Here is an 18,785-nt window from a genome sequence, read left to right on the forward strand (position 1 = left end):
GATAGGCCCTGCTGCTGTTTGCCTCGGCGCTCACGGCTATGTTACAAAAGTGTAATTTTTGTGCCCTTGAAACGCCACGATCCGAGACACAAATAAGGGTCATCGGCAGTTTTCGCCGAGTCCGGAGCAAGGCCCGTCCCCCGCCTATCCCGGACAATTGCGGCAGCCTATCCCCCCTCTCCGGGCTGCCGCATCGTTTCGAGTAAAAGACCGCCGTGGTTCCCCTCCACCACGGCGGTTCTTTTTTGCCTTCTGACAAGTGTTTACGGTCCGTGGTCCAACGATCGCGGGCTTTTCGTTTTGATGCGCTGCCTTTACGGTCCCGGCACCGAAAAGAAAGGCCCGCAGTAATGTCCACTATTTCCTCCGTCCTAGACCGTCTCGATAAAAATCTCGACCATAGCCTGGAGCGCCTGTTCGGCCTGCTTCGCATCAAGTCGATCTCGACCGATTCCCACTATGCCGCCGACTGCCGCAAGGCCGCCGAATGGCTGGTGGCGGAGCTCAAGCTGATCGGCTTCGACGCTTCCGTGCGCGACACGCCGGGACACCCGATGGTGGTTGCGCACCATGAAGGCCCCGCCGGCTCGCCGCATGTGCTATTTTACGGCCATTACGACGTGCAGCCGGTCGACCCAATCGAGCTTTGGGAGAACGACCCGTTTGCGCCGGCGGTAAAGGAGATCGAGCCCGGTCACAAGGTAATCACCGGCCGCGGCTCGGCGGACGACAAGGGGCAGCTGATGACCTTCGTCGAGGCCTGCCGCGCCTGGAAACAGGTGCATGGCAATCTGCCGTGCCGCATCACCATCCTGTTCGAGGGCGAGGAGGAGTCCGGTTCGCCGTCGCTGAAGCCGTTCCTCGAGGCCAATGCCGATGAGCTGAAGGCCGATTTCGCGCTGGTCTGCGACACCGGCATGTGGGACCGCGAGACGCCGTCGATCTGCGTTTCGCTGCGCGGAATGGTCGGCGAGGAGGTCACCGTCAAGGCCGCCGATCGCGACCTGCATTCGGGCCTCTATGGCGGCGCCGCCGCCAACCCGATCCGCATCCTGGCGAAAATCCTCGCCGACATCCATGACGAGAACGGCCACATCACCATTCCCGGCTTCTATGACGGGGTCGAGGAGACGCCGTCGCAGATCCTGAAATCCTGGGAGACATTGGGCGAGACAGCCGAGACCTTCCTCGGACCGATCGGCCTCTCGATCCCGTCGGGCGAAAAAGGCCGCTCGGTGATGGAACTGACCTGGGCGCGGCCGACGGCCGAGTTCAACGGCATCATCGGCGGCTATACCGGCAAGGGGTTCAAGACGGTGATCGCCGCGGAAGCATCATCGAAAATCTCCTTCCGTCTTGTCCACAAGCAGGACCCCGAGAAGATCCGCGCCGCGTTCCGGGAATTCGTCGAGGCGCGCATTCCCAGGGACTGTTCGGTCGAATTCCACCCGCATGGCGGCGGGCCGGCAATTCAGCTTTCCTACGACTCGCCATTCCTGGCCAAGGCCAAGACTGCGCTGTCGGATGAATGGCCGAAGCCAGCGGTGACGACGGGCAGCGGAGGCTCGATACCGGTGGTCGGCGACTTCCAGACCTATCTCGGCATGGAATCGCTGCTGGTCGGGTTCGGCCTCGACGACGACCGCATCCACTCGCCCAACGAGAAATACGAGCTGACCTCCTTCCACAAGGGCCAGCGCTCGTGGGCGCGCATTCTCGATGCGCTGACGCGCTGAGGAGGCTGGGAAGTTTTCTTGTTGATTTTTCAGCGGATCGCGGCGAGGACGAGTTACGCCGCGATCCGGAGACAACTATGCCCGACATCCGCTTCCACAAGAACGATCTGCCCGACCTCGCCCACTACAATGTCGACGCGGTGGCCATCGATACCGAGACGCTGGGCTTGAACCCGCACCGCGACCGGCTGTGCGTGGTGCAGATCTCTCCGGGCGATGGCTCCGCCGACGTGATCCAGATCGCGCCCGGCCAGAAGAAAGCGCCGAACCTCGTCAGCCTGCTCCGCAACCGCGGCATATCGAAACTGTTCCACTACGGCCGTTTCGACCTCGCCGTGCTCTACAACGCCTTCGGCGTCATGCCGGAGCCGGTGTTCTGCACCAAGATCGCCTCGCGGCTGACCCGCACTTATACCGACCGGCACGGCTTGAAGGACATCTGCTTCGAACTGCTTGGCGTCGGCCTGTCGAAGGCGCAGCAATCGTCGGACTGGGCGGCCGAGACCCTGTCGCCCGAACAGCTCGAATATGCCGCTTCCGACGTTCTCTATCTGCACCGTCTGCGCGAGGTGCTGGCTGGACGCCTGGCGCGGGACGGGCGCACCAAGGAAGCCGACGCCTGCTTCCGCTTCCTGCCGACGCGTGCCAAGCTCGATTTGATGGGTTGGGACGAAGAGGATATTTTTGCCCACAGCTGATGGCCTTCGGATAACTCTTCCGGCAGCCTTGCAACCAGACACGCGTCGTGGCGTTCTGTCGACTCAATGAGGGGGATGACGTGGCAGACCGCAAACCGATAGCGACCGCCCCGACGGATGGATCCAAGGTCACTGTCCTGTGGAAGGACGGCGCCGGCGTCGTCAGCGAATCCGTCGGGCAATATCGCGACGGCGCCTGGTGGGTCTACACCGACAGCGATACCCAGAAAAAGGTCGACCCGACCAGCTGGCGGCCAGTCTCCAGCGACGATGACGACGACCAATGAGCGTCGCTGGCGGGTGCAACTGCTTTCGCATAGCCTGAAGTCGTTGATATCGAGGCCGATTCGGGGCCTTCCGCTCCGTAGCCTCTCTTCCTGGAGGAACGCGTCATGGGCATCGAAAGCCTTCTCATCTTCATCATCATCGGCGCCATTGCCGGCTGGCTCGCCGGCCTCATCGTCTCGGGCTTCGGCTTCGGCCTCATCGGCAACATCATCGTCGGCATTATCGGCGCCCTGATCGCCGGCTGGCTATTTCCAAGGCTCGGCTTCGCTATCGGCGGCGGCATTCTGGCTGCCATCATCAACGCCACGATCGGCGCCGTCATCCTGCTGGTGCTGGTCAAGGTTCTGAAGCGAGCTTGACGCTCTAAGTTTTCATTCAACGCAATTCCTCAGGAGAAAGCCTGTGCTTTCCTGGAATTGCTGCCAAAGGAGCGCGCCGTGAAACAGAACACTCTCTATCTCCTTGTCGGCGCGCTCGTTGTCGTGGTCATCGCGCTCGGTGCATATGTCTATCACGAACAGACCAAGCCCAAGGGCGTCGAACTGAAGATCGACGACAAGGGCATTTCGATCCAGCAGAATTGAAATATTCGGGGTAGCCAGGGCCTCTGCCTTTTGCGGCAGACAGGCCGCGAGGATGCGCCTTTCGGACCCAGTTGGCGGCAGCGGATTTTAGAAATTCTTAAGGAATTTCAGAAGGGTGCATAAACCCTGCTTTAACGCGCCCTTAAACCGCCGCATCTACCCTCCAACCCGAGCGCCATTGACACCGGGAAGACAGCGCAACGCATGGCGAACCGCAGAGACAGTCGCATCGAACCCAGCTTCGAGGGATCGCCAAAGGCGAAATCCGCGGCCGGTTTTTCGGTGAACGAGGAGGATCGGGTCGTGCCGGCCAATCGCAAATCATCTTCGGCGCGCAAAACCTCCAAGGCAAAATCATCGTCACGCGGCAAGCGCGGCAAACCCCGGCGCGGGCTGTTCGGCGTGATGGCGCGCATGTTCTACTGGTGCTTCGTGCTCTGCATCTGGGGCGGCATCGCGGTGGCCGGCATTGTCGTCTATTACGGCGCCAAGATGCCGGCGGCCACCACCTGGTCGATCCCCGACCGCGCGCCCAACATCAAGATCGTCTCGGTCGACGGGCAACTGCTTGCCAACCGCGGCATGAGCGGCGGCGAGGCGGTCGGCCTGCACGAAATGTCGCCCTACATTCCGGAAGCCGTCATCGCCATCGAGGACCGCCGCTTCTATTCGCATTTCGGCATCGACCCGATCGGCCTGTCGCGCGCCATGGTGACCAATGTTCTGGGCCGGCGTTTCTCGCAGGGCGGCTCGACGCTGACCCAGCAACTGGCCAAGAACCTGTTCCTGAAGCCCGACCGCACGCTGGAGCGCAAGGTGCAGGAAGTGCTGCTGGCGCTGTGGCTGGAGCACAAGCATACCAAGGACCAGATCCTCGAAATGTACCTCAACCGGGTCTATTTCGGCTCCGGCGCCTATGGCGTCGAGGCGGCCTCGCGCCGCTATTTCGGCAAGAGCGCGCGCGATGTCACTCTGTCGGAGGCGGCCCTTCTCGCCGGCCTCTTGAAGGCGCCGTCGCGACTGTCGCCGGCGCGGGATCCGAAGGCGGCGGAGGAGCGTTCGCAGCTGGTGCTCGCCGCCATGCGCGACGAAGGCAAGATCAGCGCCAAGGAACTGGCCTCGGCGATGAGCGCGCCGGCAACGCGCGCGCCATCCTACTGGACCGGTTCGGAAAACTACGTCGCCGACACCATCATGGAAGAGCTGCCCGATTTGATCGGCGACGTGCGCAGCGACATCGTCGTCGACACCACCGTCGACCTCAACCTGCAGAAGCTCGCCGAAGAGTCGATCCGCCGGCTGATCGACGAGAGCGGCAAGAAGCTCAATGTCAGCCAAGGCGCGCTGGTCTCGATCGACAATTCCGGCGCCGTGCGCGCCATGGTCGGCGGCTACGACTATTCGACGAGCCAGTTCGACCGCGCCTCCGAAGCACGCCGTCAACCGGGCTCGGCGTTCAAGCCGTTCGTCTATATGGCCGCGCTGGAAGCTGGTCGCACGCCCGACAGCGTGCGCAACGACGCACCGATCAAGATCGGCAAGTGGACACCGGACAATTACGGCGGCAAGTATTTCGGCAAGGTGACGTTGGCGACCGCTTTGGCGAAGTCGCTGAATTCCGTCGCGGCACAGCTAACCATGGAGGTCGGCCCCGACGCGGTGGTCGAGGCGGCGCACCGCATGGGCATCCAGTCCGATCTGATCGCCAACACCTCGATCGCGCTCGGCACTTCGGAGGTGACGCCGCTGGAGCTGACATCGGCCTATGTGCCGTTCGCCAATGGCGGCTACAAGCCCGACATCCATTTCATCCGCCGCATCACCACGACCGAAGGCAAGGTGCTCTATGACGACAATGGCGGCAGCGCGCCGCGCGTCGTCAAGCAGAACATTGTCGGCATGATGAACTCGATGATGACCGGCACGGTCGAGATCGGCACGGCGAAGAAGGCGGCCTTCGCCTGGCCGTCTGCCGGCAAGACCGGAACCAGCCAGAATTCGCGCGACGCCTGGTTCGTCGGTTACACCGCAAACCTCACCACCGGCGTGTGGTTCGGCAATGATGACGGCACGCCGATGAAGAAGGTCACCGGTGGCGCGCTGCCGGCACAGGCCTGGCACGAATTCATGGTTGCCGCGCATGAAGGCGTGCCGGTCAAGCCGCTGCCCGGCACCTGGAAATCGACGCCGCCCGATACCATCGTGCCCGACGATATTCCGTCTGCGGATAACAACCAGGCGGCGCCGTTGCCTGCCGTGGCCGTCAGCCGTTCTGAGCCTGCTGCCGCGCCGGCACCTGCTGCTGTACCCGCACAAGCACCGGTCCGCCGTCCGGCCGAAACGGTCGATGCCGACGGTTTCGACATGCCGGGCGACGGCGGCACCACGGCCTCGATCAAGCATCCGGTACCGCCGGGCAGCGTCGGCGGCCCGACCAAGAAGCGGAAAACCTCAATCCTGGATATTCTCGGCGGCGGCTGAGCGGCTCGTCATTCTAGCTTCGAACCAAATGCGAGCTGGCAATCCGTTCCTCATATGAGAGCTGCGGTGACAATTCGGCCTCTCGCCACCTTCGCGGCATTCGGCTACATCTCCGGCCGGAGTGACAGACATGGCTGAGACCGACACCAGAAAAACCATCGTGCTGACCGGAGCCAGCCGCGGCATCGGCCATGCCACGGTCAAGCGCTTTTCGCGTGAGGGCTGGCGGGTCATCACCTGTTCGCGCCAGGCTTTTGCCGAGGATTGCCCGTGGCCGGCCGGCCCAGAGGACCACATCAAGGTCGATCTCGCCGACCAGGAAGATGTCGGCATCGCCGTCTCGGAGATACGTCACCGGCTGGAAGCGCATGGCGGGCAATTGCACGCGCTGGTCAACAATGCCGGCATTTCGCCGAAGCTCAAGGACGGCAACAGCCGCATGGATTCGATCGACACGCCGATGCATGTCTGGCGCGATGTGTTCCAGGTGAATTTCTTCGCGCCGATCATGCTCGCGCGTGGTCTCTTCAAGGAGCTTGCGGCAGCAAAAGGTTCGATCGTCAACGTCACCTCGATCGCCGGCACGCGCGTGCATCCTTTCGCCGGCACCGCCTATGCGACCTCGAAGGCGGCGCTCGGTTCGCTGACGCGCGAGATGGCGCATGATTTCGGCCCGCACGGTATCCGCGTCAATGCGATTGCGCCGGGCGAGATCGACACCGCGATCCTGTCGCCGGGCACCGACAAGATCGTCGAGACGATCCCACTCAGGCGCCTTGGCGCCACCTCGGAAGTCGCCGACATCATCTTCTTCCTGTGCTCGCAGCAGGCGTCCTATGTGACGGGCTCGGAAATCCACATCAATGGCGGCCAGCACGTCTGAGCACTGACAGACTGCTCATCCGGCGATGGTGAGAACAGCCTTGCCGCTGAAGCTGCGCTGGCGCAGGGCGTCCAGGGCCTGGGTGATGTCTGTCCACGGCACGGTCATGGACACACGGGTTTCCAGCCGGCCAGCCGCGACCAGAGCGAGCAGCGAGGCGATGTCCGCGCCAATTGCTGGACCGGATGTGTAGTAGGCGAAAGTCTGAAGCCTCGCTCCCTCATGGCCCGGAACGAACTGTCTGAAGCCAACCGGCGTGAGTTCGCCGCTGCTCGAACCGAACATGACGATGGTGCCGCCGGGGGCGATGCGTTCGATGGCATGGGCGAGGCTTTGGCCGCCGACCGACTCGGTGATCAGAGAGAATGGCCCTTCGGCCAGTTCGATCGACTCGGCGACTTCGTGAGCACCAAGACCGCGGAGATCCTCGGCGTGCCGGGCGGCGGCGATTGCAGTCACCGCGGCGCCTTGCTCGCGGGCGATCTGGATCTGGAAACGGCCGACCGCGCCGCTGGCGCCGGTGATCAACACCTGCTGTCCCGCGAGGTCGCCGCCATGGCGCAAGACCCTGAGAGCCGTCGTGCCCGCGACCGGAAGCGTGGCGGCGGACCCGAAGCTGACATCGTCCGGGATGACGGCGAGACGGTCGGTCGGAACGGCCGCCCGTTCGGCCCAGCCGGCCTCGTCGACCAAAGCCACAACCCGGGCGCCGACGGCAGGCCCGGAGCCATCGGCTGCCGCCCGTTCGACAATCCCTGCGATGTCCTGGCCGGGTATCCAGCCTTTTGGGCGTATGGTGAGCAGGCGCAGTTCGCCGCGGTTCAACGAGGTTGCGTGGACGCAGACAAGCGCTTCGTTGGCGAGGGGTTGAGGTTCGTTGGCCTCGGCAAACGTCAGTCCGGTGGGGCTGTCGGGAGAGATGACGAGGGCGCGCATGGGAAGGCTTCCTGCCGGTTTGTGAAATGCCAGCCACGAACCGGAGCCTATCGACTTCCCGGATCAAAGAATTTAGCTATCATGGCGAATAGTCGCTAAAAGCCGTCAATCATGAGACAGCCTCTCCGCTACCCCTGGGTCAATTTCGACGTCGATGATGTGATCGCTCCTGCAATTGCGGTTCGCGTCGATGTCACCGAAACCAAAGCGGAAGTGGCGACCCATTGGCATCGGAAGGGCCAGCTCGTCTTCGCGCTCGGCGGTGGCGTCACCTGCCGCGTGCCCAGCGGTCTGTGGATGGTGCCGCCGCATTGCGGGGTGTGGATTCCCGGTGGCATGGAACACAGCAATATCGCGACGGCCAATGCGCGGATTTTCTTCGTCTATATCGAGCCGGGAGCCGCCGATCTGCCGGACCGGTGCTGCACGCTGTCGATCTCGCCGCTGCTGCGCGAACTGATCGTTGAGCTGGCCGATCGCGTGGAGGAGGATGAGGCGAGGGACGTGCTGCTGACCACGATCCTGCTCTCCGAACTGCCGCGCATGCCGGTCCAGCAGCTGCATCTGCCGATCTCCGCCGAGCCGCACTTGCGGCGGATCGCCGAAGCGTTGGCGCAAGACCCTGCCGACCGCAGCACGCTTGCCGAGTGGGCCACCCGCGTCGCGCTGTCAGAAAGCAGTCTCGCTCGCCTTGTGGTGAAGGAGACCGGACTGAGCTTCGGCCGCTGGCGCCAGCAATTGCACCTGATCGTCGCCATACGGGAGCTGGCCTCCGGTGCGAGTGTCCAGCGGGTTTCGGGTGATCTCGGCTACGGCTCCGTCACCGCCTTCATCACCATGTTCAAGAAAGCGCTCGGCAAGCCGCCGGCAAAGTATCTCGCCAGTGTCGCGCATAATGGCGGCTCCGCCTTCGTTGGATGATCGATGCGCCTGTGGCAAGCCTCAGGCCGGGGAGGGCTCAATGGCTTCGGGGCGCGGCATCGGCTTTTGCTCCAGCACTTCTTGCACGATGCCGCGGGCGATCTCGCGTTCGCCCATGATGACGGTGTCGGCGCCGAGCCCCTTGAGATGCTCTACCTCGGCATCGGAATGGGCGCGTGCGATGACGTTGATGCCGGGGTTGGCGGCGCGTGCCCTGAGCACGACCTGCCCCGCCTCGAAGGCGTTGGGGATGGCAAGGATCAAGCGTTTGGCCCCCTGCGGATTGGCGGCGGCAAACACGCCCGCACTGGCCGCATTGCCGGAGACGATTTCGACGCCGTCGTCTCTGAGCCTCGCCAGCGTCTTGTCGGCGTCCTCGATGACCAGGAACGGTAGCGATGCCTGTTTCAGCGCCGCGCCGACCAGGCTGCCGACGCGGCCGTAGCCGATCAGGATGGTGTGGCCCGAAAGCGTTGTGCGTGGCGGTGGGCCATTCTCTTTTGCCGCGGCGGCCACCGAGGCCACTTGTCCGGGCTGCGTCGCCGGGCCGACCGGCTTGGCCTCTTCCGGTGGTGCTGCCTTGGCGGCGCGCGCGTCCAGCCATGGCTTCATCCAGTCGAGGGCGAGGAACATCAGCGGATTGACCAGGATCGACAGGATGGCGCCTGCCAGGATCAGTTCGCGTCCCTGTTCGGGCAACAGCTTCAGCCCGACGCCGAGCTCGGCCAGGATGAAGGAGAATTCGCCGATCTGCGCGAGGCTGGCCGAGATCATCAAGGCGGTTCCCAGCGGATAGCGGAAGGCGATGACGATAACGAAGGCGGCCAGCGACTTGCCGATGACGATGATGGCCAGCGTCGCCAGGATCGGCCAGCCATTGCTCATCAGGCTGAACGGATCGAACAGCATGCCGACCGAGACGAAGAACAGCACCGAGAAGGCGTCGCGCAGCGGCAGTGATTCCTCCGCCGCGCGGTGGCTGAGCTCGGATTCGCTCATGATCATGCCGGCGAAGAAGGCACCGAGCGCCAGCGAGACGCCGAACAGTTTGGCGGCGCCGAATGCAACGCCGAGCGCGATCGCCAGCACCGCCAGCCGGAACAGTTCGCGCGAGCCGGTATGGGCGACGTAATGCAGGATCCACGGAATGACCCGGCGGCCGACCACCAGCATGACGATGACGAAGGCGGCGACCTTGGCGAGCGTGAGGCCGACGACGCCCCAGATGCCGTAGCTGGCCGGCAGCGACAAAAGGCTCGCATGGTCATCGACCTGCGGCTGGCCGCCGAGCACGCCGGCCAACGCCGGCAAAAGCACCAGCGCCAGCACCATGGCGAGGTCCTCGACGATCAGCCAGCCGACGGCGATGCGGCCGCGCTCGGTCTCGATCAGCCGTCGCTCCTGCAACGCGCGCAACAGCACCACTGTGGACGCGACGGAAAGCGCCAGACCGAAGACCAGGCCGGCGCCCATCGACCAGCCGAGCATCCAGGCAAGGCCGGCGCCCAGCGCGGTGGCAAAGCCGATCTGGACAATGGCGCCGGGTACGGCGATGGCGCGGACGGAGAGAAGATCCTTCAGCGAGAAATGCAGGCCGACGCCGAACATGAGCAGGATGACGCCGATTTCGGCCAGCTCATTGGCAAGGCCGGCATCGGCGACGAAGCCGGGCGTGTTCGGTCCGACCAGCACGCCGGCGACGAGGTAGCCGACCAGCGGTGGGATGCGAAAACGGTTGGCGAGCGCCCCGAAGATGAATGCCAGCCCCAGACCGGCGACGATGGTGGCGATAAGGGGCGTGTCATGCGGCATTGTCTATGGAGCGCCTTTCGGGAAATGTCGGGTGTGCGCCGCCCGAAGCCGCCGCCTTTTTCAATATGGTGGAGGGGGTGCGGGCGACTCAACCCGCAAGACGTAAATTGGTGGCCAGAGGCACCGAAAACGAAAGGCACGCGCAGCAAAACCGCTGCGCGCGCCAATAGCGAATGATCGATGAGCGTCACGCCGCCTGCAGCATGGCCTCGATGTCGATCAGCGGGCGGTTGGTCAGTGTCTTTGGGATCTCCGCCTGCACCTTGTCGGTGACTTCCTTGTGCAATTTCTTGCGCATGGTGCCGAGCACCAGCGGCGGCGCGACCAGCACGATGTCGTCGAAGATGCCGTGATGGGCGAGCTTGTAGAGCCGGTCCGCGATCTCTTCGGCAAAGCGTTCCTTGCCCTGCCGGTGCCAGTCGGTTTCCTCAACCGCGCTGCGATGCACGGAGGGGCCGTCATTGTAGCGGCCGGGACTGTCGCTGCCTTGTTCGCGCGTTGCCGGATTGTCCTGGTTCATCTCCTGGAAGAGCTGCAGGTGCGGATAGAGATTGTCGCCCTCGTTCTTCAGGAACAGCGCTTTCTCGCCATCGGCCACCATGACCAGAAGGCCATGTTTCAGGTTGATCTTGCTCATTTGCGGGCTCCTGTTTGAAGGTTCAAATCCAGCCGACGATTGTCTGTTACGGCAGGGGCAGAACGCGTGGCGAAGCGGGAACGTTCCACTTCGTTCGCCGAGATCGCACGCAGCCATATCGAGCCCGATCTATCGTCTATCCGAGCAATGTCCGAGGTGATGGCTTTAATCTACTAAATTGGTAGAATTTAGAAAAAACAATTTTGCAGCTTGGCCGACTGCCGGATAAAAGAGCCGCAGAACAAGGCCTGCGGCAGCAGCTTGAATCCGCCTGATATGCGGATGTGGAATATTTTTCTCTTGGCCCTTTGGCTTGCGGAAAACCGATTGCCTCCCGTCAGGGGATGCGCGAGTGGGTTCCTTCAGCTTTTTCGCGTCCGCGCCTAAAACTGCCGAATTGTTCCGGAATCTGTTCGTCATGCCGCACACCAATCCCAAGCTCACCGCGTTCCCGGTCTTCATGCGGGTCGACGGCGAAGCCGTGACCATCGTCGGCGGCGGAGTCGAAGCATTGGCCAAGGCGCGGCTGCTCGATCAGTCAAGTGCTGTGCTTCGCATCATCGCCGATGTTGCCGATGCCGAATTGCTGAGCTTCATCGCCGCGACCGGCGCCATCCGTATCGACGCCCCCTACGACGCCGCGCATCTCGAAGGCTCGGTCTTGGTGTTTGCCGCCAGCGGCGACGAGAGGCTCGACTGCCGCGTCGCCGACGATGCGCGCCGCCTTGGCATTCCGGTCAATGCCGTCGACCGGCCGGAGCTGTGCGATTTCTTCACCCCGGCGCTGGTCAACCGCGCCCCGGTCGCCATCGCCATCGGCACGGAAGGCGCGGGTCCGGTGCTGGCGCAGATGCTGCGCAGCCGCATCGACCGCATGCTGTCGCCGTCGCTCGGGCCGCTGGCAGCGCTTGCCGCCTCGTTCCGGGGTGCCGCCGAAAAGCTGCTGCCGAAAGGCAACGCACGCCGCCAGTTCTGGAGCAGTTTTTTCCAGGGTGCACCGGCGCGCGCCGTCGAAGCCGGCGAGCTTTCGCAGGCGCATGACGCCGCCGCCGATCTGTTGCTGTCGAAGGCTCCGGCTTCGGGCCATATCGCCCTGGTCGGCGCCGGGCCAGGTGCTGAGGATCTTCTGACGCTGCGCGCGCATCGGCTTTTGATGGAAGCCGACGTCATCGTCTATGACGCGTTGGTGCCGGAGGCGATCGTCGCCATGGGCCGCCGCGACGCCGAGCGGCTGCCGGTCGGAAAACGCAAGGGATGCCACACCAAGAGCCAGGCCGAGATCAATGCGCTGCTGGTCGAGCTTGGCAGGCAGGGCAAGCGCGTCGTGCGGCTGAAGTCGGGCGACCCGCTGGTGTTCGGCCGCGCCGGCGAGGAGATGGCCGCACTGCGCGATGCCCGCATCGCCTATGATGTCGTCCCCGGCGTCACCGCCGCCTTTGCCGCCGCCGCCGATTTCGAGCTGCCGCTGACGCTGCGCGGCGTCTCCTCGTCGATGGTGTTCACCACCGGCCATGATCTGAAGGGCAATTCGCTGCCGGATTGGGCCAAGCTCGCCATTTCCGGCGCCACCGTCGCCGTCTATATGGGCCGCTCGGTCGCCGCCGAAGTCGCCGGACGGCTGATCGAGGCCGGCCTGTCGCCGGACACGGCGGTTGCCGTGGTCGAGAATGCCAGCTTGCAGAACCGCCGCCGTTTCCACGGCACGCTGGCCGATTTGCCGTCGCTGGAAGAGCGCGCCGATCTGGCCGGTCCGGTGATGACCATCATCGGCGACGCGGTTGCCGGCGCCAACTTTGAACGTTCCGAGCCGCTCGCGGCACATAGTCATGAGAGCGCCGCCAATGCGGCCGACGCAGAGGTCCAGCCATGAAGATACTGACCGCAAACCGCCTCTCCGACGGCATCGCCGTCTGGTACACCGATGGTGGCTGGGCCGAGACGGTCGACCATGCCGACCTTGCCCATGACCAAGCGGCAGAGGACAGGCTGGAAGCAATCGGCGCCAAGGCCAACGCCAACAATCAGGTTGTCGACGTCAATCTGATCGACGCTGAAGTCGTCAATGGCATCGTCGTGCCGGTGCGGCTGCGCGAAAAGATCCGCGCTGCCGGCCCGACCATCCGGGAAGATCTGGGCAAGCAGGCTGCGCGGGCAGCTTAACAAAATACGGGCGGACGCGCCCTGAAAGACGAAACATGTACCGCTACGATGAGTTCGACCACGATTTTGTCCAGGCCCGCGTCGCCGAGTTCAGCGACCAGGTCGAACGCCGGCTGTCCGGCGAGATCACCGAGGATCAGTTTCGGCCGCTGCGGCTGATGAACGGCGTCTACCTGCAGCTGCACGCCTACATGCTGCGCATCGCGGTGCCCTATGGCACGCTGAACAGCGCGCAACTGCGCATGCTCGGCCACATCGCGCGCAAATACGACAAGGGCTACGGCCACTTCACCACGCGCCAGAACATCCAGTTCAACTGGCCGGCGCTGTCCGACATTCCGGCGATCCTGGCCGATCTCGCCAGCGTCGAGATGCATGCGATCCAGACCAGCGGCAATTGCATCCGCAACGTCACCGCCGATCACTTTGCCGGCGCCGCCGCCGACGAGGTCGCTGATCCGCGCCCCTATGCCGAGATCCTGCGGCAATGGTCGTCTGTGCATCCGGAATTCTCGTTCCTGCCGCGCAAGTTCAAGATCGCGGTGACCGGGGCCGAGCGCGACCGCGCCGCCATCCAGACGCATGATATCGGTCTGCATCTGAAGAAGAACGCCGCCGGCGAGCTCGGCTTTGCCGTCTATGTCGGTGGCGGCCAGGGCCGCACGCCGATGGTGGCGCGCAAGATCCGCGACTTCCTGCCGGAAGCCGACCTGCTGTCCTACTGCACCGCGATCCTGCGCGTGTACAACCTCTATGGCCGCCGCGACAACAAGTACAAGGCGCGCATCAAGATCCTCGTCCACGAGACCGGCGTCGAGGAAATCACCCGCCAGGTCGAGGCCGAATGGCAGGAGCTGAAGGACGCCGAGCTGAAGCTGCCGGAAGCCGACATCCGTGCCATCGACGCCTATTTCGCGCCGCCGGCACTGACCGCCCGGCCGGAAGGCGACGCGGCGATCAAGCTGGCGCGGCTCGATTCCAAAAGCTTCTCGGATTGGCTCGACCAGAATGTCGTGACCCATCGCCATCCCGACTATGCCGCGGTGACGATTTCGCTGAAAGGTATCGGCGAGGTGCCGGGCGATGCCACCGACAGCCAGATGGAAGCGGTCGCCGACATCGCCGAGAAATACGCGTTCGACGAACTGCGCGTCAGCCATGAGCAGAACCTGATCCTGCCGCATGTGGCGCGCGCCGATTTGAAAGCGGTCTACGACGCTTTGGTCGACATTGGCCTCGCGACGGCCAATTCCAACCTGATCAGCGACATCATCGCGTGCCCTGGCCTCGATTATTGCGCGCTGGCGACAGCGCGCTCGATCCCGATCGCGCAGGAGATTTCGCTTCGCTTCGCCTCGCTGGAGCGGCAGCGCGAGATCGGCGAATTGAAGCTGAAGATTTCCGGCTGCATCAATGCCTGCGGACATCACCATGTCGGCCATATCGGTATCCTCGGCGTCGAGAAGAAAGGCTCCGAACTCTACCAGGTGACGCTTGGCGGATCGGCCGACGAGAACACCTCGGTTGGCGAAATCATCGGCCGCGGCTTCTCTTCGGAAGAGATCACGGACGCCATCGAGCAGATCGTCGACACCTATCTCGGCCTTCGGCTCGGTCCCAGTGAACGTTTTATCGACGCCTACCGCCGTGTCGGTCCCGCGCCGTTCAAGGAGGCGCTCTATGCTGGCGAAACCAAGGCCGCTTGACCGCATCGTCGACGTCGACGACAGCATCGCCGCCAAAGCGGCGGGCTTCGACGCGCTGTATGGACATCTGAGCCCGCTCGACATCATCGAACGCGCGGCGAGCGAATTGTTTCATGACGAGATCGCCGCCGTGTCGTCCTTCGGCGCGGATTCCGCCGTCCTGCTGCATATGATCGCCAAGGTCGACCGCACGCTGCCGGTCATCTTCCTGGACACCGGCAAGCATTTCGAAGAGACGCTGGGCTATCGCGATGCGCTGGTCGCCGATTTCGGGCTGACCAACATCAGGGTGATCAAGCCCGAAGACGCGGCGCTCGAGCGGGTCGATCCGACCGGCAATCTGCACCAGAGCAATACCGATGCCTGCTGCGACGTGCGCAAGGTCGAGCCGCTGGCGCGCGGCGTCGCCCCCTTCCGCGCCTGGCTGACCGGCCGGAAGCGCTTCCAGGCGGCGACGCGAGCCGCGCTGCCGGTGTTCGAGGCGGTCGGCCCGCGCGTACGCGTCAATCCGCTGGCGCACTGGACGACATCCGACCAGGCTGACTACATGCGCGCGCATGCGCTGCGCGAAAATCCGCTGGTTGCGTACGGCTATCTGTCGATCGGCTGCTTCCCATGCACGCAGCCGGTGCAGCCGGGCGAGGATGCGCGAAGCGGACGCTGGGCCGGTCATGCCAAGACCGAGTGCGGCATCCATCTGTCGGGACTGGAAGTGTCGCTGACCGACGCATCCCTTTAAGCTATGGTGATATTCAGGTGAGGCTGGCCTGCAACGGCGGCTTCCGCTCGGAGGCCGCCGGTTTCGTGTGGACCGGCTTTCGCGGACTTTCGATTTTTAGGGCTTTAGGAATTTTCTATGACTGAACAGACCACAGCGGAGACCCGCCTCTGGACCCGGACGGGTTTTCGCGAAGACGAGTGGACACATGCCGAAAGTGCGGATGCACTGGCGGGCAATGGCCGCTTCATCCTGCCGTTGCAGGCATTTCTCGGCCTCGATGCCGAGGTGCGGCGCTCGGCCAAGGAGCGGCTGGGCGTCGCATTGCTGCCGGGCGACCAGCTGGAAAAGATCGTGGATCTGCTCGACCAGCTGTCGCTGGTGGCGCTGGCCTTTCCGGCCTTCAGCGACGGCCGCTCGTTTTCCAAGGGCGAATTGCTGCGCAGCCGCTACGATTTCGAGGGCGCGGTCCGCGCCACGGGCCAGGTGCTCGTCGACCAGCTGCCGCATATGCTGCGCCTCGGCTTCGACGAGTTCGAGATCTCCAACCCGGTTCTGCTGAAGCGCCTCGAAGAAGGCCGCACAGGCGGGCTGGGCCTTTACTATCAGCCGACCGAAGCGTCGGAGCCGAAGGGGCCGAAATACTCCTGGCGGCGCGTTCGCAACAGCTGACGCGACGGTAATTCCGCCTGTCTTTACAAAGACTGTGATCGGGCCTTCTCCTGGCTGTCCGGACGGAAATATCCGCGGGGCGCGAGGGAGGAATCGGCGCTCATCGGCGGCAACACCAATGCACCGTCCATCATGATCGCCGAAAAGGCGCCTGACATGATCAGGGCTGCAAGGTCTGGATGCGCGAGGAGCGCAAGGCTGCCTGAGCCGGTTTTTGGGAGATGCCGCCGCGCCTTCGGTGCGGCGGTTTTTTTCTTTGTCTTACGGAATTCCCAAGCGAAAGCCCGGAAAACCGCCTCACACTTTGCTGGAATTGCTTTTAGGCCAAGGCCCGCGCTTCGCGAAACGAGATCAGCTTGCGGCGGTTCTCGTCCCACAACGCCAGCTTGACGCAGCGCAGGCTGTCGAGGAGCGTGACGCGGCCGATGCCGCGCAGTTCGGGATAGTCGCGCAGCACTTCCTGCAGCCGGTAGCCCGGCACCTTGGCCGAGAGATGGTGCACGTGATGGACGCCGATATTGCCGGTGAACCAGTTCAGCACCGGCGGCAAATCATAATAGGACGAGCCGTGCAGGGCGGCACGCTGGAATTCCCACTCTTCGTCCTTCGCCCATTCCGTCTCCTCGAACTGGTGCTGGACGTAGAACAGCCAGATTCCGGCCGATCCGGCCAGGATCACGATCGGCAAATGGACGATCAGGAAAGCGCCGGGGCCGACCAGCCAGATAAGCAGCGCTGCCGCGACCGCGATGCCGAGATTGGTGGTCATCGACGACACCCAGGGCGTCAGGCCGCCGCGCATCATGCCGACGGGCAGCCTCTGCTCGAAGATGAACAGCCAGATCGGCCCAAGGCCGAACATCACCAGGGGATGGCGGTAGAGACGATAGGCAAGGCGTCCCCGCCAAGACAGCTGCCGGTATTCAGCAACCGTCAACGTCCTGATATCGCCCATGCCGCGCTCGTCAAGATTGCCGGCGCTGGCGTGATGGGTGGCGTGCGCGCGCCGCCAGCAATCGTAAGGGGTCAGCGTCAGCACGCCGAGCGCGCGGCCGATCCAGTCGTCGGCAGTGCGGTTGGCGAAGAAGGAGCCGTGGCCGCAATCGTGCTGGATCATGAAGATCCGCACCAGAAAACCGGCGGCGGGAAGGATCAGGATCAAGCCCCACCAGTGGCCATAGGAATAGGCTGCCGAAGACAGCGCCCACAGCGTAACGAAAGGAATAAGGGTGATGGCGAGTTCAAGAGTGCTGCGTCGCCGGTCGGGCTTCTTGTAGCGCGCCAGGATCTTCAACCAGGCGCGCTTGCTGTTGGCGGCCGTCTCGGGGGAAATCATGTTCATCAGGAAGCATAGGCGGGGCGTCCCGCTGCCGCAAGGAAAAGCTCACGCAAAATTACTGCGCGTAATTGTCGCGCGATAGCATCGCTATTGACGGCGTTGGCCGCCGGCCATGCTGGCTTCTATGCCGTCCAGCCGGTCGAGCAGATCCCGGAAACGGGCGGGAATGTCGGCCTCGGTGCGGAAGGCCGGCAAGGTGCGCAAGAAGCGCGTCGTCGCCTCGGTGCCGAACTGGCGCCTGATGTCGGCGGCGAGCTCTTCGCTTCTGTTGCCAGTATTGCGGTCCATTGTCTCAAATCCTGTGTCGGTTTCAAAACTCCTCCAAGCTTTGAATGGTTCCCCATAGCGGGGTATTGGCAAGCAAAGGCTGCCGTTACGGTAAAGTTTGAATTAATTTTGAACGTCCTTGCGCCCCGCACCAAGTCCGACGGGCTGCCCGCAACATTGCCTGCTGGGGCGTCCTCCTGGGCTTGCCCCTTGATTTTTGGCCGCCAAACCTCGATATCGGGCGCAAATCCAAACCATTCGAATGACGGGAAATGGCGATGAGCGACCAGACAAAAGACGAACGCGCGCCCGAGGATATCGAAACGGCCGAGGCCGAGCGCACGCAAGGCGGCATCGACGGCGACTATGAAGCGCTGGTGCGGTTGCTGAAGGAAAACGAGGAGCTGAAGGACCGCGCGCTGCGCGTCGCAGCCGAGATGGAGAATCTGCGCCGCCGCACCGCCCGCGACGTGCATGATGCGCGCGCCTATGCGGTGGCCAATTTCGCCCGCGACATGCTGTCGGTGTCGGACAATCTGCGCCGCGCGCTCGATGCTATCCCCGCCGAGGCGAAAGCGGCCGGAGATGCCGGCTTCAAGGCGCTGATCGACGGCGTCGAGATCACCGAGCGCGCCATGCTGTCGACGCTGGAACGGCATGGGGTGAAGAAGCTCGAACCGGAAGGTGAGAAGTTCGACCCGAATTTCCACCAGGCGATGTTCGAAGTGCCCAATCCCGATGTGCCGGCCAACACCGTCGTCCAGGTCGTGCAGCCGGGCTATTCGATCGGCGAGCGCGTGCTGCGGCCGGCCATGGTCGGGGTCGCCAAGGGCGGCCCCAAGATCGCGGCCACCGAAGCGCCGGTCGAGCCGGGGCCGGTGAACGAGCAGGCCGAGAAGGATGCGTGAGTAGGGTAGGCAGTAGGGAATAGGGAATAGGGAATAGGG

At 63.7% G+C, this 18,785-nt stretch carries 20 protein-coding genes; 14 read left to right on the forward strand and 6 right to left on the reverse strand.

The window, feature by feature from the left end; genetic code table 11:
- The first annotated feature begins 350 nt into the window (after window positions 1-350).
- The 7 genes from NKI37_RS24790 (at window position 351) to NKI37_RS24820 (ending at window position 6,670) form a co-directional block, all read left to right on the forward strand.
- Entirely contained in the window at window positions 351-1,736 is a 1,386-nt protein-coding gene (locus NKI37_RS24790; RefSeq protein WP_352788376.1) for a M20/M25/M40 family metallo-hydrolase, read from the forward strand.
- A gap of 77 nt (window positions 1,737-1,813) precedes the next feature.
- A complete protein-coding gene (locus tag NKI37_RS24795) occupies window positions 1,814-2,434 on the forward strand; it encodes a ribonuclease D (RefSeq protein WP_023698188.1) in 621 nt (206 codons plus the stop codon).
- A gap of 80 nt (window positions 2,435-2,514) precedes the next feature.
- Complete coding sequence (locus NKI37_RS24800) at window positions 2,515-2,721, forward strand: hypothetical protein (RefSeq protein WP_023683046.1); 207 nt, start codon at window positions 2,515-2,517, stop codon at window positions 2,719-2,721.
- Window positions 2,722-2,826: 105 nt separating this feature from the next.
- Complete coding sequence (locus NKI37_RS24805) at window positions 2,827-3,081, forward strand: GlsB/YeaQ/YmgE family stress response membrane protein (RefSeq protein WP_023704219.1); 255 nt, start codon at window positions 2,827-2,829, stop codon at window positions 3,079-3,081.
- Between the two features lie 78 nt (window positions 3,082-3,159).
- Entirely contained in the window at window positions 3,160-3,306 is a 147-nt protein-coding gene (locus NKI37_RS24810; protein ID WP_023686592.1) for a hypothetical protein, read from the forward strand.
- A gap of 204 nt (window positions 3,307-3,510) precedes the next feature.
- Window positions 3,511-5,787 (forward strand): transglycosylase domain-containing protein, encoded by a 2,277-nt coding sequence (locus tag NKI37_RS24815; protein WP_352788379.1) that lies wholly within the window; start codon window positions 3,511-3,513, stop codon window positions 5,785-5,787.
- Between the two features lie 130 nt (window positions 5,788-5,917).
- Window positions 5,918-6,670: an SDR family NAD(P)-dependent oxidoreductase gene (locus NKI37_RS24820; protein WP_023669777.1), complete on the forward strand. Its 753-nt coding sequence runs from the start codon at window positions 5,918-5,920 to the stop codon at window positions 6,668-6,670.
- Window positions 6,671-6,685: 15 nt separating this feature from the next.
- On the opposite strand, the gene NKI37_RS24825 is transcribed toward NKI37_RS24820, so the two are convergent.
- A complete protein-coding gene (locus NKI37_RS24825; protein ID WP_352788382.1) occupies window positions 6,686-7,606 on the reverse strand; it encodes a zinc-binding dehydrogenase in 921 nt (306 codons plus the stop codon).
- Window positions 7,607-7,717: 111 nt separating this feature from the next.
- On the opposite strand from NKI37_RS24825, the gene NKI37_RS24830 reads away from it, so the two are divergent.
- Entirely contained in the window at window positions 7,718-8,527 is an 810-nt protein-coding gene (locus NKI37_RS24830; RefSeq protein ID WP_352788385.1) for an AraC family transcriptional regulator, read from the forward strand.
- Window positions 8,528-8,548: 21 nt separating this feature from the next.
- Here NKI37_RS24830 and NKI37_RS24835 read toward each other — a convergent pair whose 3' ends face one another.
- The 3 genes from NKI37_RS24835 to NKI37_RS24845 form a co-directional block, all read right to left on the reverse strand.
- Window positions 8,549-10,339: a cation:proton antiporter domain-containing protein gene (locus NKI37_RS24835; protein ID WP_023728542.1), complete on the reverse strand. Its 1,791-nt coding sequence runs from the start codon at window positions 10,337-10,339 to the stop codon at window positions 8,549-8,551.
- 187 nt (window positions 10,340-10,526) lie between these two features.
- A complete protein-coding gene (locus NKI37_RS24840; RefSeq protein WP_023704214.1) occupies window positions 10,527-10,976 on the reverse strand; it encodes a baeRF12 domain-containing protein in 450 nt (149 codons plus the stop codon).
- 165 nt (window positions 10,977-11,141) lie between these two features.
- Entirely contained in the window at window positions 11,142-11,396 is a 255-nt protein-coding gene (locus NKI37_RS24845) for a hypothetical protein (RefSeq protein WP_352788387.1), read from the reverse strand.
- Between NKI37_RS24845 and cysG the strand changes: the two genes are divergently transcribed.
- The 5 genes from cysG to NKI37_RS24870 all read left to right on the forward strand — a co-directional run bounded on the left by cysG (window position 11,395) and on the right by NKI37_RS24870 (window position 16,232).
- Window positions 11,395-12,846, forward strand: a complete 1,452-nt coding sequence (cysG, locus tag NKI37_RS24850) for a siroheme synthase CysG (protein WP_352788390.1) — start codon at window positions 11,395-11,397, stop codon at window positions 12,844-12,846. The genes NKI37_RS24845 and cysG overlap by 2 nt on opposite strands.
- Window positions 12,843-13,136 carry a DUF2849 domain-containing protein gene (locus tag NKI37_RS24855; protein ID WP_352788393.1) on the forward strand — a complete coding sequence of 98 codons (294 nt, stop codon included), beginning with the start codon at window positions 12,843-12,845 and terminating at the stop codon, window positions 13,134-13,136. Before cysG ends, NKI37_RS24855 begins: the two co-directional genes overlap by 4 nt.
- Before the next feature lie 35 nt (window positions 13,137-13,171).
- Window positions 13,172-14,842 carry a nitrite/sulfite reductase gene (locus tag NKI37_RS24860; protein WP_023683051.1) on the forward strand — a complete coding sequence of 557 codons (1,671 nt, stop codon included), beginning with the start codon at window positions 13,172-13,174 and terminating at the stop codon, window positions 14,840-14,842.
- Window positions 14,817-15,581: a phosphoadenylyl-sulfate reductase gene (locus NKI37_RS24865; protein WP_023698193.1), complete on the forward strand. Its 765-nt coding sequence runs from the start codon at window positions 14,817-14,819 to the stop codon at window positions 15,579-15,581. The genes NKI37_RS24860 and NKI37_RS24865 overlap by 26 nt, the downstream gene beginning before the upstream one ends.
- Window positions 15,582-15,698: 117 nt before the next feature.
- Window positions 15,699-16,232 carry a DUF934 domain-containing protein gene (locus tag NKI37_RS24870; protein ID WP_023669768.1) on the forward strand — a complete coding sequence of 178 codons (534 nt, stop codon included), beginning with the start codon at window positions 15,699-15,701 and terminating at the stop codon, window positions 16,230-16,232.
- A gap of 319 nt (window positions 16,233-16,551) precedes the next feature.
- On the opposite strand, the gene NKI37_RS24875 is transcribed toward NKI37_RS24870, so the two are convergent.
- Together NKI37_RS24875 and NKI37_RS24880 are read right to left on the reverse strand one after the other, a co-directional pair.
- A complete protein-coding gene (locus NKI37_RS24875; RefSeq protein ID WP_023691976.1) occupies window positions 16,552-17,574 on the reverse strand; it encodes a fatty acid desaturase in 1,023 nt (340 codons plus the stop codon).
- An 84-nt stretch (window positions 17,575-17,658) separates the two neighbouring features.
- Window positions 17,659-17,859 carry a hypothetical protein gene (locus tag NKI37_RS24880; RefSeq protein ID WP_023669766.1) on the reverse strand — a complete coding sequence of 67 codons (201 nt, stop codon included), beginning with the start codon at window positions 17,857-17,859 and terminating at the stop codon, window positions 17,659-17,661.
- Window positions 17,860-18,116: 257 nt separating this feature from the next.
- Here NKI37_RS24880 and grpE point away from each other — a divergent pair, with 257 nt between their 5' ends.
- A complete protein-coding gene (grpE, locus tag NKI37_RS24885; RefSeq protein ID WP_023691975.1) occupies window positions 18,117-18,746 on the forward strand; it encodes a nucleotide exchange factor GrpE in 630 nt (209 codons plus the stop codon).
- Window positions 18,747-18,785 lie beyond the last annotated feature (39 nt).

The organism is Mesorhizobium sp. M0626 (genome assembly GCF_040320665.1).
Taxonomy (GTDB): domain Bacteria; phylum Pseudomonadota; class Alphaproteobacteria; order Rhizobiales; family Rhizobiaceae; genus Mesorhizobium.

Excerpts from the sequence above, each read along its gene's own strand:
- NKI37_RS24855 (WP_352788393.1), top strand. The coding sequence starts at position 12,843 with ATGAAGATACTGACCGCAAACCGCCTCTCCGACGGCATCGCCGTCTGG.
- NKI37_RS24830 (WP_352788385.1), top strand. The coding sequence starts at position 7,718 with ATGAGACAGCCTCTCCGCTACCCCTGGGTCAATTTCGACGTCGATGAT.
- NKI37_RS24840 (WP_023704214.1), bottom strand. The coding sequence starts at position 10,976 with ATGAGCAAGATCAACCTGAAACATGGCCTTCTGGTCATGGTGGCCGAT.
- NKI37_RS24805 (WP_023704219.1), top strand. The coding sequence starts at position 2,827 with ATGGGCATCGAAAGCCTTCTCATCTTCATCATCATCGGCGCCATTGCC.
- NKI37_RS24820 (WP_023669777.1), top strand. The coding sequence starts at position 5,918 with ATGGCTGAGACCGACACCAGAAAAACCATCGTGCTGACCGGAGCCAGC.
- NKI37_RS24865 (WP_023698193.1), top strand. The coding sequence starts at position 14,817 with ATGCTGGCGAAACCAAGGCCGCTTGACCGCATCGTCGACGTCGACGAC.
- grpE (WP_023691975.1), top strand. The coding sequence starts at position 18,117 with ATGAGCGACCAGACAAAAGACGAACGCGCGCCCGAGGATATCGAAACG.
- NKI37_RS24835 (WP_023728542.1), bottom strand. The coding sequence starts at position 10,339 with ATGCCGCATGACACGCCCCTTATCGCCACCATCGTCGCCGGTCTGGGG.
- NKI37_RS24845 (WP_352788387.1), bottom strand. The coding sequence starts at position 11,396 with ATGACGAACAGATTCCGGAACAATTCGGCAGTTTTAGGCGCGGACGCG.
- NKI37_RS24875 (WP_023691976.1), bottom strand. The coding sequence starts at position 17,574 with ATGAACATGATTTCCCCCGAGACGGCCGCCAACAGCAAGCGCGCCTGG.
- NKI37_RS24790 (WP_352788376.1), top strand. The coding sequence starts at position 351 with ATGTCCACTATTTCCTCCGTCCTAGACCGTCTCGATAAAAATCTCGAC.
- NKI37_RS24795 (WP_023698188.1), top strand. The coding sequence starts at position 1,814 with ATGCCCGACATCCGCTTCCACAAGAACGATCTGCCCGACCTCGCCCAC.
- cysG (WP_352788390.1), top strand. The coding sequence starts at position 11,395 with ATGCCGCACACCAATCCCAAGCTCACCGCGTTCCCGGTCTTCATGCGG.
- NKI37_RS24860 (WP_023683051.1), top strand. The coding sequence starts at position 13,172 with ATGTACCGCTACGATGAGTTCGACCACGATTTTGTCCAGGCCCGCGTC.
- NKI37_RS24880 (WP_023669766.1), bottom strand. The coding sequence starts at position 17,859 with ATGGACCGCAATACTGGCAACAGAAGCGAAGAGCTCGCCGCCGACATC.
- NKI37_RS24870 (WP_023669768.1), top strand. The coding sequence starts at position 15,699 with ATGACTGAACAGACCACAGCGGAGACCCGCCTCTGGACCCGGACGGGT.
- NKI37_RS24825 (WP_352788382.1), bottom strand. The coding sequence starts at position 7,606 with ATGCGCGCCCTCGTCATCTCTCCCGACAGCCCCACCGGACTGACGTTT.
- NKI37_RS24815 (WP_352788379.1), top strand. The coding sequence starts at position 3,511 with ATGGCGAACCGCAGAGACAGTCGCATCGAACCCAGCTTCGAGGGATCG.